Raw genomic sequence first — 14,490 nt, 5'->3', positions numbered from 1 at the left:
CATCAACTATCTGTTGATCCGGGCGCTGCGCATCCCGCCGATCATCGCCACGCTGTCGGCGAGCTTCATCCCCGACCCCGCGATCCGCACGCGCAACGGCGACGAGAAAACCATCGTGCCGTTCAAGGTCTGCGGCGCGACCTGCGATTCCGTCGATATCCTGTCCAGGCCGTTCTGGCTGCCGGAAACGGTCGACACCGGCGACTGGATCGAGATCGGCCATATCGGCGCCTACTCGCTGTCGCTGAGGACGCGCTTCAACGGCTTTTACCCCGACACTTTCGTCGAGGTGACGACGCCGTTCGACGAAGGCGACGCGCCGCAGGGGTTTGCGAGCCTGGAGACGATGGCGGATTAAGAGGTCGGCAGTAGGGAATAGGGAATACTGCGTTTATAGCCTATAGTTTCAAATCGATTTTTCTCTACTGCCTACTGCCTACTGCCTTACAATTTTGCCAGCAATTCCGCCGTCGGCCAGCCATCCACCGGCAATCCAAGCCGCGTCTGCTCCTTGCGGACAGCTTCGCGCGTGTTGGTGCCCAGGATGCCGTCGACCGTGCCGACGTCATAGCCCTTGGCTTCGAGTTTGGTCTGCAGCGCCTTCATCTGGTCGCCGTTGAGGCCGGGCTCGGGCATGCGCGGATCGAATTGCGGCGCGCCGGCAAGGCGCGTGGCAAGCACGGCCGCGGTCAGCGCGTAGGTGAAGGACTGGTTCCATTCCAGGTAGACGTCGAAATTGTCGTAAGCCAGGAAGGCAGGCCCCTTGCGGCCCATAGGCAGCGCCAGGCCGGCCTTGAGCCCATTGTCGACGAGCGGCGAGCCGTCCGGGTTGGTCACCCCCCATTGCACCCATTGCGACAGTGGCAGCTTGTTGGTGCGGCCGGTCTGATCCCATGGCATCTCGTCGGGGACGCGCACTTCCTGAACCCAGGGCTGGTCGCGCTTCCAGCCGCGCGACATGATCTTGTTGGCCGTCGTCATGATGACGTCCGGCACGCTGCTCCTGAGATCGACCTTGCCGTCGCCGTCGCCATCGACGCCCTCGGCAAGGTAGTCGGTCGGCAGGATTTGCGTCTGGCCGATTTCGCCGGCCCAGGCGCCCTTGACGTCGGCCGGCAGCACGCCGCGGTCGATGAGCGTCAGCAGCGGCACCAATTGCTGCCGGAAAAGCTGTGGGCGGCGGCAGTCATGCGAGAGCGTCACCAGCGCGTTGAGGGTGTGGAAGTCGCCCTGCACGGCGCCGAAATCGGTCTCCAGCCCCCAGAACGCGGCGATTATGGCCGGCTGGACGCCGAACTCCTTGTCGGCGCGGGCGAAGACGTCGGCATATTTCTTCAGATTGGCTGCGCCCTGCTTCAGGCGGTAGGCCGAAATCATGCGGCTGGAGAATTCGGTGAAAGTCTGGGTGAAGACGCCCTGGGCGCGGTCGCGCGCAAGCGCCCGCTCGTCGATGGTGGCGTCCTCCAGCGCGTCGAGCCCGATGGGGCCGATGCCGGCCGCCTTGGCCTCAGTCGCCACGCCCTGCTTCCACGCCTCGAAATCGCCGCCGCATTCCTGCGCCGCCGCGGGCAGTGCAAGCGCGCCGACAAAGAGCGCCGCCAGGATTTCAACGCGCAATCGCATCGCTTTCCTTCCGAGACCGGCGCATGGGCCTATCGCGACCCCGGACCAGGATCGGACAGGCGCATGCGAGGATTTCAAAGCCCAGGAGCCGCGCCAGGCACTCGCACGGATGCGCCGCTCCAGATTACCAGCGGTTGCATGTTTCGCCGCCCGCCGTGTCGAAAAGCAGGCGGGGCGGCCGATGTCAACGGGTGTTCTGCCGCAGCCACTTCTTCCAGGCGGCTTCCGAGCCGTTGAAGACGTTGATGTCGGACTTGCCGGTCATGCCGGGCACGATGCCGGTTCCGGTGTACTGCCAGAAGGTGAACGGGTGGCTGCCGTATTTCTCGCGCGGGTGGCCCGCGACCGAGCGCAGCCAGTAGGGATAGCCGCGGAACGTCGCCAACTGGTTGTCGTCGAAGAAGTCGATCGAAGTGTAGATGATCGGCTTCTTGCCGTAATAGCGCTCGACCATCTGGAGGAAGACGGTCATTTCGCTGCGCACGGTGGCCGGATCGGGGCGCAGCCTGCAGGTCGGCGATTTCGGGTTCCATTCCATGTCGAGCACCGGCGGCATGGCCGACGGGTCTCTCGGGACATTGGCGATGAACCAGCGCGCCTGGGTTTCGGCCGGCGTGCAGAAATAGAAGAAATGATAGGCGGCGCGCGGAAGTCCGGCGGCCCGGGTGCGCGCCCAGTGCTCGTTGAAATACTCGTCGAAGCGGTCGCCGCCTTCCGTCGCCTTGATGAAGGCGAAGGAAATGCCGCTTGCCCGGGCAGCCGGCCAGTCGACCGAGGTCTGGTATTTGGAAACATCGGTGCCGTGGATGGCATAGTTCCACGGCGCGCCGCTGTCCCATTCATGCGGCTTGGAGTCCTCGAATTTGGGCGCGCGCACGGCGACCGTCTGCGCGGACGGCGACAGCGGCGAAAGATCGTCCACCGTCGAGCAGGCGCTAAGCAGCGTCAGCATCAAAATGGCCGCGAGACGGCGCATGGCATTTCCCAGGCCGGGTTCAGCCGGCCGCTGATGGGTCTTTGCAGATGGCCGTTGCTCGCGCAGGCCCCCTCCGGACGATCGCCCCACAGGATCGCCCCAGTCGCTGTTGTCCGTCCATGTCGTTGTCCCAAAACCGCTGCGCACTCTTGGGCGACATGGAGCAGTAGATCGCCGAACATGGTTGATAATCCATTGACGGCGCTCGACAACGCCGGCGATTTTGCGGAAGCAATGGCGGCAAATCGATGACATAAATCGAGCCGGCGAATCCGAAGGGCGGAAAAGATGCGGGCTGTCGTGAAGTTCATCAAATGGCTGCTTGGCCTTGTGATCCTGGCGGTGGCCGCGCTCTTCGCCTGGCTCTATTTCACGCCGCCGGAACTGATCCGCGTCGGCTCCGGCTATTCGGCTAAGATCGTCTGCTCGAACGTCTTCATCGCCGGCCGCGACGCCAAAGAGGTGCTGGCGGTCGACGTGCAGGCGCTCGGCCATCCGCTGCTCAGGCTGATGAAAGTCTCCGTCGACAAGGAGCGGGGACTGGTCTCCGCCGGCCTGCTGTGGGTTCTCGGCAAGAGTGTTGCGGTGGAACGCGACGGCGTCGGCTGCGCCTCGGTTCCCAATGGCGATACCGGCAAGGCACGACAGACATCGCTGCGCGCCGCGCCGCCGGCGGCGACGCAGCCAGATGCGCTGTGGCCTGACGGCGAGCGGGTGGATGCCTCGCAGAATCCCGAGGTCGCGAAAATCGTCAACGATGCCGCCATGGCCGGCATCGGCATGCGCGCCATCGTGGCGGTCAAGAACGGCCGCGTCGTCGCGGAGCGCTATGGCGAGGGCTTTTCGGCCAAGACGCCGCTGCTCGGCTGGTCGATGACCAAGACGGTGAATGCCGCGATCATCGGCACGCTGGTCAAGGACGGCAAGATGGCGGTCGACAACAAGGGCCTTTTCGCGCCGTGGAAGGCCGATGGCCGCGCCGCCATCAGCCTTGCCGACATGATGGCGATGTCGAGCGGGCTGGAGTTCAACGAGGATTATGGCGACGTCGCCGACGTGACGCGCATGCTCTACCTCGAGCCGGACATGGCTGGCTTCGCCGCGGCGAAGCCGCTGACCGGCGATGTGGGCAAAGTGTTTTCTTATTCGAGCGGCACGGCGGTGATGCTGTCGCGGCTGTGGCAGGACGCGATCGGCGACAAGGCGAAGGCGCTGGCATGGCCGCGCACGGAGCTGTTCGAGCCGCTCGGCATGCACAGCGCGGTCCTCGAAACCGACGAGCAGGGCACCTTTGTCGGCTCGTCCTATCTCTACGCCACCGCGCATGACTGGGCGCGCTTCGGCCAGTTCCTGCTGCAGGGCGGCGTCTGGAACGGCAACCAGATCCTGCCCGCCGGTTTCGTCGACTGGATGCGCGAGCCGGCGCAGGCCTCGAAGGTGTATGGCAAGGGGCAATTGTGGATCGAAGGTCCGGGCGACGAGGGAAATCCCGGCGCGGGCGTCACTGCAGGCCTGCCCAAGGACACCTACTGGATGGAGGGCCATGACGGCCAGACAGTGGCGATCATCCCCTCGGAGCAACTGGTCGTGGTGCGGCTTGGGCTGACGCCGGCCAAGTTCGGCTATCGTCCACAGACGATGGTGGGAGCGCTGGTGAAGGCGCTGCACTAGCTAGAGGGACCTGATCGACGGTCGCCGCAAACGTGCTTACGCGGCGGTCGGCAAAGGTTTGGCGCGATCCACACGCGCCCGCTCGTCAGGCGAGTTCATGACTTGCCAAAGATCGCTGCGGCGCTGGACGTTCAGCCAGAAATCCGAGCTGTTCCCAAATACACGCGCCAAGATGAGCGCGGTTGCCGCGGTAACGTTGCGGCGGTCGTTGCACAATTCGTTCACATGCTTGCGCTGGACGCCCATGGCCTCGGCCAAAGCCGTCTGTGTCAGGCCGAGCGGCTGCATGAACTCTTCCGTGAGGATTTCGCCAACCGTCGCGGGCTTGCGTGCGGCCATCAACATGTCTCACCTCAACTGATACTTAGGTAGGAACCAGAGCGGTGGGCGACCAATGGCGCCCCAACACTCCGCAACTACTATCTATCATATCAGAGGCCGATCTTAATTACCGAGAGCCAGGCATAGCCGCGATAAAGCGTTCTGAAACGGAAGGTTGCGCCGGCGCGCTCGGATTCCGATTCAAGCACGTCACGCAACGAGGCGCGCGGTGTGACGTGGAATTTCCGCAGCCAGCCGCGCAGCAGGGCGCGGAACCAGTTTGGCAGACCTTCCTGCTGGCCGAAATCGACGACGTGCAGCGAGCCGCCGGGCGCGAGCGCGGCGAGGGCAGCCGATACGGTTTTCTCCCAGCTGGGGATCATCGACAGCGAATAGGACACGAAGACGCGGTCGAAGTGCTCGATGCCGAAGAGGGTCTTGGCGTTGAAATCGGTGGCGTCGCCGCGTGCCAAGCTGACCTTGTCGGAAAGACCTTCACGAGCGATGGCGGCGTTTGCCGTCTCCAGCATCTCGGCCGAGATATCCAAACCGAAGAAACGGGCCTCCGGATAGCGGCGCGCTGCAAGCGCGATGTTGCGGCCGGTGCCGCAGCCGAGCTCCAGCACGGTGCCCGCTTGCGGCACATCCAGCCCGTCGATCAAGCGGTCGCGGCCGAGCAGGTAGTATTTGCGGGTCAGGTCATAGATGTGGCGCTGCCAGCGGTAGACGCCGTCCATCAGTTCGGCATGGCTGGCCGGCAGCTCCGTCGTGCTCATGCGGTGCGCTTCACGTAAAGGTGGAAGCCGCCATAGATGGCCGAGCGGTCCTTCGCCGAGAATTCGCGCGAGGCGTCGGCCTCGTAGGTCCATTGGTCGAGCAGCGAACTGGAGACGCGGCCGGGCAGGAGGCTCGGTTCCGCGGCGGTGCGGAAGATGACGCGTGCGCCCACCGAAGCCGTGCGGGTGATCTCGGTCCACAGCGCGTTGAGGAGATCGTCGGTCATCCAGTCCTGCGCGTCGAGCAGGACGAAGCGGTCGACGGTGCCCGCCTCCTTGGCGGCCAGGAACTTGATCAGGTTGGCGTGGTGGATGGCGACGCGGTCGATGTTGTCGCGGATTGTCTTGTAGTTGCTCTGCTCCAGATAGGCAGGCAGCGCCGCCTCGCCGGGTTGCGGATAGCGGCGGGCAAAGGCCTGCCAGGCAAAATAGTTGTTCTTGAGCGGGAAGTCGCAGGCGAGCTTTTCAAGCCGCGCCTTCAAGACGCTGGCCATCGAGCCGTCGCCGGAGGTGATCAGGGAATCATACTGGGCCGGCGGAATGCCGAGGCCGAACAGCGAAGCCTTGCGCGAGGTCGCCCAGCGCAGCAGCTTCCTGTCGAAGACCGGCGCCAACTCCTCGTTGAAGAAGCGGCGCTGCTCGCCGACGTTCTGCGCCTTCATGATGCCGGCCGGGTCGGCACCGAACAGCTTGCCGACGCGATGGCCCATGGCGATGAAGAGGCCGAGCAGGCCGGTCTGGTAGAAGTTGCGGTCGAAGACCGAGATGCGGCGACGCCCGCGCCAGCTGCGGCGTTCCCAGTAGTGTCGGCTGACGGGATCGAGATGCGGCGCGATGAAGCGATCATAGGCATCGGAATTGTGGCTGGTGCCGGCGGCGCCGAAGAAGCGGAACAGGTCGCCCTGCGACGGCAAATGGCGCACCGCTTCCAGCTTCATGCGGTTCAGCGCGATATGCGCGGCGTTGAGATCGACGGCATCGATCCTGGCCGGCGAGCGGGTCAGGTAAGCCAGGATGTTGCAGCCGCCCGACGCGATCGTGACGACGCGATGGCCAGCGCCAAGCTGCATGGCCTCCATGTCGACATCGGGGTCTTCCCAGATCTGCGGATAGACGAGGCCGGAGAAGAGGAAAGCGAACAACCGCTCGGAAATGCCGTCCTTCGACAATGCGCGGTTCTGGTAGACGGCCTTTCCGACTTCCTTGCCTCGACGATAAACGAGTTCTCCGGATACGTCCGACATGGAAAGGTGATTCCCCATTTGCGTTGGCGCAAGCGGGTAGCGCAGCGTCATGACAGGCAGGTGACAGCCTGTTGACGGCAGGCTGATGCGAATCTCACGCTTTTCCGAACGCTCCAGGCGTCGGCGTGGTGACGATGACGGCTTCGCCGGCCTCGAGCGTGGTCTGGTCGCAGGCCTTCAGGACGTCGACCGAGCCGTCATTGCGCCTGACTTTGGTCGAGCCGGCCTCGCCGTCGCCGCCGCCTTCGAGGCCCTGGGGCGGCCGGTTGCGGTGAGAGGACAGGATCGCGCATTCCATCTTTTCGAGGAAGCGGATGGTGCGCCTGGTGCCGTCGCCGGCATTCCACTTGCCCTTGCCGCCGGAGCCTTCGCGGATGTGGAAGTCTTCCAGCACGACGGGGAAGCGCAGTTCCAGCACCTCCGGGTCGGTAAGCCGCGAATTGGTCATGTGGGTGTGAACGCCGGACGTGCCGGCAAAGCCGCGTCCCGAATTCACCCGGCCGGCCGGCGAGCCGGAGCAGATGGTCTCATAATATTGGTATTTCTTGTTGCCGAAGGTGAGGTTGTTCATCGTGCCTTGCGCGTTGGCGATCGCGCCCATCGCGCCGAATAGCGCATTGGTGACATGCTGCGAGGTCTCGACATTGCCGGCGACCACGGCGGCAGGGTAGGCGGGCTTCAGCATCGAGCCGTCGGGGATGACGATGTTGATCGGCCTGAGGCAGCCGGCGTTCATCGGGATCATGTCCTCGACCATGACGCGGAAGGCGTAGAGCACGGCGGCGCGGGCGACCGGCTCCGGAGCGTTGAAATTGTTCTTCATGACGGGCGACGTGCCGGTGAAATCGACGGTCGCCTCGCGTTTTTGCCGGTCGACGGTGATCTTCACCTTGATCACCTGGCCGGTGTCGGTCGGGTATTCATATGCCGCGCTGTCGGGGAGCCGCTCCAGCACGCGGCGCACGCTCTCGGCGGCATTGTCCTGGACATGGCCCATATAGGCCTCGACGACATCGAGGCCGAAATGCGCGACCATTTTGCGCAGTTCCGCCACGCCCTTTTCGTTGGCGGCGATCTGCGCCTTCAGGTCGGCGATGTTCTGGACGGGGTTGCGCGCGGGGTAGGGGTGGTCGGTGAGCAGCGTCTCCAACTCCCTCTCGCGGAACCGGCCGCGATCGACGATGCGGAAATTGTCGAATAGCACGCCTTCCTCGTCGACCGTTGTGGCCAAAGGCGTCATCGAGCCCGGCGCGGTGCCGCCGACATCGGCGTGATGGCCGCGCGAGGCCGCCCAGAACAGGATCTCGTTCTGCGCATCGTCGAAGACGGGCGTCACCACCGTGATGTCGGGCAGATGCGTGCCGCCATTATAAGGGGCGTTGAGCGCAAACACGTCGCCCGGATGGATGTCGCCGGAGTTCAGGCGGATGATGGTTTCGACGGAACGGTCCATCGAGCCCAGATGCACCGGCATGTGCGGCGCGTTGGCGACCAGCGCGCCATGGCGGTCGAACACGGCGCAGGAGAAATCGAGCCGCTCCTTGATGTTGACCGAATAGGCGGTGTTCTGCAGCGTCACACCCATCTGCTCGGCGATCGACATGAAGAGGTTGTTGAAGACCTCCAGCATCACCGGATCGGCGTCGGTGCCGAGGGCCGCTGCACGCGCCTTCCGTTCCGTGCGGCGGATCACGACGTGGTTGAGATTGGTGATCTCGGCGCACCAGCCCGGCTCGACAACGATGGTCTGGTTCGGCTCGATGATCAGCGCGGGTCCGGCGACCGTGTAAGACGGCCGCAGGTTTTCGCGGCGATAGACGCCAGCCTCGTGCCAGCGGCCTTCGGTGTAGAAACGCCGGTTCTCCAAAGGCTTGGCCTCGATCCCTGCCGGTCCGGCAGGGGCGTAGGCTTCGGCCTTGTCCTGTCGAGCCGCGTCCATGCCTTCGACGGCGACAGTTTCGACGACGATCGGCTTATCGTCATAGACGAAACCGAACTGCGCCTTATGCGCGGCCTCGAAGTCGCTTCTGGCGCGGAAGATCGAACCATGCTCGAAATTCACCGGCAGCGCCGTATCGGTGCCGTCATAGCGGATGTGCAAGACAGGCTTGGTTGAAACCACGTCCTCGGCAATGCCCTGCTCGCCAAGCTCGGCGATGACCTCGCTGCGCAAGGACACGATGAGCGCCTCGATCGCTGCGCGCGATTCCTCCGCAAGCGGCTGCAGCAGACCCTGCTGGCGCGAGGCGAAGACCGATGAGAGGCCGATACCGTAGGCGGAAAGCAGGCCGGAGAAGGGGTGGATGAGCACGGCTTCCATGCCGAGCGCGTCGGCCACCAGGCAGGCATGCTGGCCGCCGGCACCGCCGAAGCAGTTCAAGAGATATTCCGTGACGTCGTAGCCGCGCTGCACCGAGATCTTCTTGATGGCGTTGGCCATGTTCTCGACGGCGATGGTGATGAAACCCTCGGCGACCGCCTCGGGCGTCCGGCCATCGCCGATTTCGGCGGCAAGTGCGCGGAACTTCTCGCCAACCGTGCCGACATCGAGCGGCTGGTCTTGGCCCGCGCCGAAAATCGCCGGGAAGAAATCGGGCTGCAATTTGCCGAGCATGACATTGGCGTCGGTGACGGCGAGCGGGCCGCCGCGCCGGTAGGCGGCGGGGCCGGGATTGGCGCCGGCCGAATCCGGGCCGACGCGGAAGCGGCCCGCCTCGTAATGCAGGATCGAGCCGCCGCCGGCGGCGACCGTGTGGATGCGCATCATCGGCGCGCGGATGCGCACGCCGGCGACCTCGGTGTCGAAGGCGCGTTCGTATTCGCCGTCGTAATGGGCGACGTCGGTCGAGGTGCCGCCCATATCGAAGCCGATGACCTTTTCGAAACCGGCAAGCTTGGCCGTCTCGACCATGCCGACGACGCCGCCCGCCGGCCCCGAAAGCAGTGCGTCCTTGCCCTGGAACAGGTCGGCGGCGGTGAGGCCGCCCGACGACATCATGAACATCAGGCGCGGGCCGGCGCCCAGCTCTCCCGCCACCCGCTGCACATAGCGCGACAGGATCGGCGACAGATAGGCGTCGACCACGGTGGTGTCGCCGCGGCCGACCAGCTTGATCAGCGGCGAGACCTCGTGGCTGACGGAAATCTGACTGAAGCCGATCTTGCGGCAGACCTTGGCCACGGCCTTTTCATGGTCGGGATATTTCCAGGCATGCATGAAGACGATGGCGACCGCGTCGATGCCGTCGGCCTTGGCCTGTTCGATCGCCGGGCGGCAGGCCGCGATGTCGAGCAGGCGCTCGACGCAGCCATCGGCACGCACACGCTCGTTGACCTCGATCACCCGCTCATAGAGCTGCTCGGGCAGGATGATTTCCTTGGCGAAGATGTCCGGCCTCGCCTGATAGGCGATACGCAGTGCGTCGCGAAAACCCTTGCTGATGAGGAGCAGCACACGATCGCCCTTGCGCTCGAGCAGCGCATTGGTGGCGACGGTGGTGCCCATTTTGACGTCGCCGATCGCCTCGGCGGCAATGGCGGCGCCGGCCTTCAAGCGCAGCAGATCGCGGATGCCCTGGATAGCGGCATCCGCATAAGCCTCCGGATTTTCGGACAAAAGTTTTCGAGGGTGCAGCCGGCCTTGCGGATCACGGCCGATGACGTCGGTGAAAGTGCCGCCGCGGTCGATCCAAAAATCCCATTTTCCAGTCCCCGAGGCTGCCGGCATTCTGCTTATCCAAATTCTCTTCGAGCGTATGTTCTGTTAGTTCGGGATTATGGCGCCAGCAATCGCAAGTTGATGTTACACATGGAAATGCAACGTTACGAAACCGGCGAGCCTGTTGATGCATTTCTCCTGCGACCGCTCACCGAAATGTGAGCGTCTGTTGAAGGAGAGATACCATGAAGAAGCTCATTTTGGCGTCTGTTTCGGCGCTCGCCCTGCTGGGGGTCGCGGCTTGTAGCGACAGTGGTACCGACAAGACCACCACCCAGAGCACCAACCCCCCGGCCAACGAGCAGCCGATGAAGCCGGCTTCGCCCGACGCTTCAAAGCCTGCTGAACCGGCTCCGGCAAATCCGGCTCCTGCCGCGCCCGCGCAGTAAGAATCGGACCGACAGTATCGGGGAAGGCCGGCTTTGCCGGCCTTCTTTTTGTCATCGATCCCGCGCAGCGGTGATGGCCTGCGGCATCGTCCCGACTTGATAGAACCGCCCGGTTCGCACTATGAAGCCGGCATGTCGATTTGGGACCGCCTTGGCGACTTCATCGCTCGTGTTTCGTCGTCGGCGTCCTCGGGCGTCGCGGACGTCGTCGAAGCCGTGCGCACCGTGTTTTCCGGTGATCCGGACCTGCGGCGGCGCGTGGCCTTTTCCGTGGCCATGATCGCGCTTTCGGCCAAGATGGCCAAGGCCGATGGCATCGTCACGCAGGACGAGGTGCGGGCCTTCCAGGAAATCTTCGAGGTGCCGCCGACCGAGACACGCAACGTGGCGCGGCTTTACGACATCGCCAAGCAGGACGTCGCCGGCTTCGAGACCTATGCCCAGCGCATGGCGCAGCTCTGCGGATCCGGCCACGCCAACTGCATGATGCTGGAAGATATCCTCGACGGTCTCTTCCATATCGCCAAGGCGGATGGCCTGATTCATGAGCATGAGGGCCAATTCCTGCACCGCATCGCCGAAATCTTCCGGATCGACGAGGCGCATTACGAAGCGATCCTGTCGCGGCACGTCAATCTCGGCGCCGCCGATCCCTACGTCGTTCTGGGCATTGAGCGCGGCAAGCCGTTCGAGGAGGTCAGGAAACGCTATCGCAAGCTGATCTCGGACAATCATCCCGACAGGCTGATCGCACGCGGCCTGCCGCAGGAATTTATCAAGATCGCCACGACCAGGGTCGCGGCGATCAACGCCGCCTATGAGATGATCGAGCGGGGCGTCAGGCACGTATGAGCGGCTTCCTGCCCGACCAGCCAGGTGCCGAGGTCCGGGTGTCGCCGAATTTCGGTCCGCGCCGCGAGACGCTCCGGCCCGATATGATCGTGCTGCATTATACCGGCATGGCAAGCGGCGCCGGCGCCGAGGCGTGGCTCTGCGATCCGGCGAGCGAAGTGTCCTCGCATTATCTTGTCCATGAGGACGGCCGCATCATCCAGATGGTACGCGAGAGCGATCGTGCCTGGCATGCCGGCAAGAGTTCCTGGCTCGCGCGCACCGACATCAACTCCTGTTCGGTCGGCATCGAGATCGTCAATCCCGGGCATTCGCTGGGCTACAGGGCTTTCCCGAAGCGACAGATCAATGCCGTGATCGAGTTGTGCTCGGGCATCGTGGGCCGTCATTCCATTCCCGCGGCAAGGGTGCTCGCGCATTCGGACGTGGCCCCCGGCCGCAAGGTCGATCCCGGCGAAAAATTTCCATGGAAGGCGTTGTTCGTGGCCGGTATCGGCCACCTCGTGCCGGCCGCGCCGATCAAGCCCGGCGCTGCGCTGAAGGCCGGCGACACCGGCGCCGATGTCGAGGCGCTGCAGTCGATGCTGGCGCTCTACGGCTATGGCGTCGAGATATCGGGTGTCTACGACAAGCAGACGGAAATCGTGGTGGCGGCTTTCCAGCGTCATTTCCGGCGGCGACTGGTGGATGGTGCGGCGGATAATTCGACGCTCCGCACGCTGCAGAGGCTCCTGGCTTCCGCAAAGGCAGCCCCCGCCAGATAGTCCCGTCAGGCTCCTTAAATTACAATCTGTCATTTAAAGTGAATTGCGCCGCCTTCTTTGCCGCCAATTCCACCTCCAAATGCCTCTCCCGCAAGTCGTCGGGCGTCTATCCCTCCCTGATGATCCGATGTTGAATTGGCGTAACCGCTCGAAGTTCTTCGCGCGGTTCTAACAGAACAGGACTACATGCAAAAATTGACCGTTGTAGCGGCAGCTGTTGCTGCCGGAGTGATAAGTTTTGCCTTCAATTCGGCAAGCGGCGCCCCCTTAAGCCTTCGGGCAGACAATGGTCTTGCCGTTGCCCCCGCGACGACCAAGGCTGCACCGGGCAGCAAAACGCCAAAGACCAAGAGAGCCCCGGCAAAGGTGCAGAAAGCCACCGCGACCAGGGCGGCGAAATCGACGGCCAAACGCGCCAAGCGCGGCAGAAAGGCCATCGATCTCACCACGACTGCCTCGATCAACCCCGGCAAGACCGCCCTGGCGACGCCGGCTGCGGCTGGCGACGGCCAGTATTCGGCGACCATTGCCCGCTACGCCGTAAGCTATGGCGTGCCGGTGTCGCTGGCCAAGGCCGTCATCAAGATCGAAAGCAACTTTCGGCCGAACATGGTCGGCGGCGCCGGCGAGATCGGCCTGATGCAAATCAAGCCGGCGACAGCGCGCATGATGGGTTACACCGGCTCGGCCAAGGGACTGTTCGATCCCGACACCAACATCAAATACGGCATGAAGTACCTTGCCATGGCGCGAGACCTCGGCGGCGGCACCACCTGCGGCACGATCCTCAAATACAATGCGGGTCATGGCGCGACGCGGATGAATCCGGTTTCGGCCGCCTATTGCAGCAAGGTGAAGGTGCAGTTGGTGGCGTTGGGCTCGCCGGCCTGAGGCTCATCCGTCGAAGCGGATTTGGGCAGCGCGTGTTCTCTATGGATGTCGTTGCCCCAAAACCCGCTGCGGACGCTCAGGTCGACATGACGGCTTTGGGCGGGATAGGTCAGCTTTTTCGTTTGCGTTTTCGGGCGGGAATCCCTTTATACGCCCTTGCCAGCTGGCTGGGCGGCCGCACCCGCGAGAGCCGAAAGGCTGCGGGTGAGGAAAGTCCGGGCTCCATGGAGACACGGTGCCGGCTAACGGTCGGCGGGGGCGACCCCAGGGAAAGTGCCACAGAAAGCAAACCGCCGCGGCATCCGCCACGGTAAGGGTGAAAGGGTGGGGTAAGAGCCCACCGCGCGACTGGCAACAGAAGCGGCAGGGCAAACCCCACCGGGAGCAAAACCGAATAGGGGCGGTGCGAGGGGAAACCTTCGAGGGCTGTTTCCGGCCCACCGTCCGGGTAGGTTGCGTGAGGCGCATGGCAACATGCGCCCAAGATGAATGGCCGCCACGTTCTCGTCGCAAGGCGAGGGCCATACAGAACCCGGCTTACAGGCCAGCTGGCATTTTTCTCGTGGCGATAGCTGAACGGGATCAGGAGGTTACACCGGGAGGCGTGCCTTTTGATTCAACGTCAGGTCGTAATCGCCCTGAACGCGATGATCTGTTCCTTGAAGCTGGTGCGATTAAATCGTACCTTTAGAGAAGAGCAGGAGCACATCATGGGTCACGTCGACAAACGCAGCATCACGCTTTCCCCGGAATTGGCGGCCGCTGTGGATGACGTTGTCGCGGCAGGAGAATACGCCTCAGCCAGCGAGGTGATCCGCGATGCGCTCAGGCAATGGAAGGACCGGCGCGACCTGCTCGGCTACACCGTCGAGGAATTGCGCAAGCTTGTGCAGGAAGGGATCGACAGCGGGCCGGGGCGTTTCGTATCGATGGATGAAATAAAGGCCGAAGCCCGTAAGCGGTGGAAATCCAACGACGCGGCATGAAGTTGCTGCCGATCATCCGTACGGCGCACGCTGAAGACGATCTAATCGCGATCTGGCAACACGTGGCGCGGGATAACGAAGCTGCAGCGGATAGACTGCTAGATCGGATCGAGGTCCGTTGCCAACAACTGGCGGCCTATCCGTATTCAGGGCCTCCGCGCGACGATATCGCCTCGGGCATTCGCCACCTCGTTGTTGGCGAATATCTTACTTTCTATCGAATTGGCGACGATGCGATCGAAATCCTGCGCGTGCTGCATGGCCGGCGCAAGATCGAGG

The 14,490-nt window shown here is 63.7% G+C and carries 12 protein-coding genes, 1 other RNA gene and 2 pseudogenes; 9 read left to right on the top strand and 6 right to left on the bottom strand.

Annotated elements, in window-relative coordinates; all coding sequences use genetic code 11:
* Window positions 1-358, top strand: a pseudogene (locus FJ471_RS22375) (hypothetical protein); the annotation flags it as partial.
* Between the two features lie 86 nt (window positions 359-444).
* On the opposite strand, the gene FJ471_RS22370 reads toward FJ471_RS22375, so the two are convergent.
* Together FJ471_RS22370 and FJ471_RS22365 are read right to left on the bottom strand one after the other, a co-directional pair.
* On the bottom strand, window positions 445-1,623 hold the full coding sequence (locus tag FJ471_RS22370) for a lytic murein transglycosylase (protein ID WP_140806915.1): 1,179 nt from the start codon (window positions 1,621-1,623) through the stop codon (window positions 445-447).
* A 184-nt stretch (window positions 1,624-1,807) separates the two neighbouring features.
* A complete protein-coding gene (locus FJ471_RS22365) occupies window positions 1,808-2,599 on the bottom strand; it encodes a GH25 family lysozyme (protein WP_140806914.1) in 792 nt (263 codons plus the stop codon).
* A gap of 288 nt (window positions 2,600-2,887) precedes the next feature.
* Between FJ471_RS22365 and FJ471_RS22360 the strand changes: the two genes are divergently transcribed.
* Window positions 2,888-4,270 (top strand): serine hydrolase, encoded by a 1,383-nt coding sequence (locus FJ471_RS22360; RefSeq protein ID WP_140806913.1) that lies wholly within the window; start codon window positions 2,888-2,890, stop codon window positions 4,268-4,270.
* Window positions 4,271-4,306: 36 nt separating this feature from the next.
* Here the strand turns inward: FJ471_RS22360 and FJ471_RS22355 are convergent, their stop codons facing one another.
* The 4 genes from FJ471_RS22355 to FJ471_RS22340 all read right to left on the bottom strand — a co-directional run bounded on the left by FJ471_RS22355 (window position 4,307) and on the right by FJ471_RS22340 (window position 10,338).
* Window positions 4,307-4,615 (bottom strand): HigA family addiction module antitoxin, encoded by a 309-nt coding sequence (locus FJ471_RS22355; protein ID WP_140806912.1) that lies wholly within the window; start codon window positions 4,613-4,615, stop codon window positions 4,307-4,309.
* 86 nt (window positions 4,616-4,701) lie between these two features.
* Complete coding sequence (locus tag FJ471_RS22350) at window positions 4,702-5,367, bottom strand: class I SAM-dependent methyltransferase (RefSeq protein WP_140806911.1); 666 nt, start codon at window positions 5,365-5,367, stop codon at window positions 4,702-4,704.
* Window positions 5,364-6,662, bottom strand: coding sequence for a DUF3419 family protein (locus FJ471_RS22345; protein WP_140806910.1), 1,299 nt, complete (start codon window positions 6,660-6,662; stop codon window positions 5,364-5,366). Before FJ471_RS22345 ends, FJ471_RS22350 begins: the two co-directional genes overlap by 4 nt.
* A gap of 43 nt (window positions 6,663-6,705) precedes the next feature.
* Window positions 6,706-10,338 (bottom strand): hydantoinase B/oxoprolinase family protein, encoded by a 3,633-nt coding sequence (locus FJ471_RS22340; RefSeq protein WP_140806909.1) that lies wholly within the window; start codon window positions 10,336-10,338, stop codon window positions 6,706-6,708.
* Window positions 10,339-10,514: 176 nt separating this feature from the next.
* Between FJ471_RS22340 and FJ471_RS22335 the strand changes: the two genes are divergently transcribed.
* The 7 genes and pseudogenes from FJ471_RS22335 to FJ471_RS22305 all read left to right on the top strand — a co-directional run.
* Entirely contained in the window at window positions 10,515-10,718 is a 204-nt protein-coding gene (locus FJ471_RS22335; protein WP_140806908.1) for a hypothetical protein, read from the top strand.
* A gap of 132 nt (window positions 10,719-10,850) precedes the next feature.
* A complete protein-coding gene (locus FJ471_RS22330; protein WP_140806907.1) occupies window positions 10,851-11,570 on the top strand; it encodes a DnaJ family molecular chaperone in 720 nt (239 codons plus the stop codon).
* Entirely contained in the window at window positions 11,567-12,334 is a 768-nt protein-coding gene (locus FJ471_RS22325) for an N-acetylmuramoyl-L-alanine amidase (RefSeq protein ID WP_140806906.1), read from the top strand. Before FJ471_RS22330 ends, FJ471_RS22325 begins: the two co-directional genes overlap by 4 nt.
* 186 nt (window positions 12,335-12,520) lie before the next feature.
* Window positions 12,521-13,225 carry a transglycosylase SLT domain-containing protein gene (locus FJ471_RS22320; protein ID WP_140806905.1) on the top strand — a complete coding sequence of 235 codons (705 nt, stop codon included), beginning with the start codon at window positions 12,521-12,523 and terminating at the stop codon, window positions 13,223-13,225.
* A 159-nt stretch (window positions 13,226-13,384) separates the two neighbouring features.
* Window positions 13,385-13,781: RNase P RNA component class A (rnpB, locus tag FJ471_RS22315), an RNA gene on the top strand.
* 154 nt (window positions 13,782-13,935) lie between these two features.
* A complete protein-coding gene (locus FJ471_RS22310; RefSeq protein ID WP_140806904.1) occupies window positions 13,936-14,211 on the top strand; it encodes a type II toxin-antitoxin system ParD family antitoxin in 276 nt (91 codons plus the stop codon).
* Window positions 14,208-14,471 (top strand): annotated as a pseudogene (locus FJ471_RS22305) (type II toxin-antitoxin system RelE/ParE family toxin); the annotation flags it as partial. The gene FJ471_RS22310 and the pseudogene FJ471_RS22305, both read left to right, overlap by 4 nt.
* Window positions 14,472-14,490: the final 19 nt, after the last annotated feature.

Origin of the sequence: Mesorhizobium sp. B2-7-1 (assembly GCF_006440735.1) — a bacterium.
Classification (GTDB): domain Bacteria; phylum Pseudomonadota; class Alphaproteobacteria; order Rhizobiales; family Rhizobiaceae; genus Mesorhizobium.
This window is presented reverse-complemented; position numbering and strand designations above follow the sequence as displayed.

What these genes read in the sequence shown, in the direction of transcription:
- FJ471_RS22330 (WP_140806907.1), top strand. Translation starts at nt 10,851, where the DNA reads ATGTCGATTTGGGACCGCCTTGGCGACTTCATCGCTCGTGTTTCGTCG.
- FJ471_RS22320 (WP_140806905.1), top strand. Translation starts at nt 12,521, where the DNA reads ATGCAAAAATTGACCGTTGTAGCGGCAGCTGTTGCTGCCGGAGTGATA.
- FJ471_RS22325 (WP_140806906.1), top strand. Translation starts at nt 11,567, where the DNA reads ATGAGCGGCTTCCTGCCCGACCAGCCAGGTGCCGAGGTCCGGGTGTCG.
- FJ471_RS22360 (WP_140806913.1), top strand. Translation starts at nt 2,888, where the DNA reads ATGCGGGCTGTCGTGAAGTTCATCAAATGGCTGCTTGGCCTTGTGATC.
- FJ471_RS22355 (WP_140806912.1), bottom strand. Translation starts at nt 4,615, where the DNA reads ATGTTGATGGCCGCACGCAAGCCCGCGACGGTTGGCGAAATCCTCACG.
- FJ471_RS22335 (WP_140806908.1), top strand. Translation starts at nt 10,515, where the DNA reads ATGAAGAAGCTCATTTTGGCGTCTGTTTCGGCGCTCGCCCTGCTGGGG.
- FJ471_RS22370 (WP_140806915.1), bottom strand. Translation starts at nt 1,623, where the DNA reads ATGCGATTGCGCGTTGAAATCCTGGCGGCGCTCTTTGTCGGCGCGCTT.
- FJ471_RS22340 (WP_140806909.1), bottom strand. Translation starts at nt 10,338, where the DNA reads ATGCCGGCAGCCTCGGGGACTGGAAAATGGGATTTTTGGATCGACCGC.
- FJ471_RS22310 (WP_140806904.1), top strand. Translation starts at nt 13,936, where the DNA reads ATGGGTCACGTCGACAAACGCAGCATCACGCTTTCCCCGGAATTGGCG.
- FJ471_RS22345 (WP_140806910.1), bottom strand. Translation starts at nt 6,662, where the DNA reads ATGACGCTGCGCTACCCGCTTGCGCCAACGCAAATGGGGAATCACCTT.
- FJ471_RS22350 (WP_140806911.1), bottom strand. Translation starts at nt 5,367, where the DNA reads ATGAGCACGACGGAGCTGCCGGCCAGCCATGCCGAACTGATGGACGGC.
- FJ471_RS22365 (WP_140806914.1), bottom strand. Translation starts at nt 2,599, where the DNA reads ATGCGCCGTCTCGCGGCCATTTTGATGCTGACGCTGCTTAGCGCCTGC.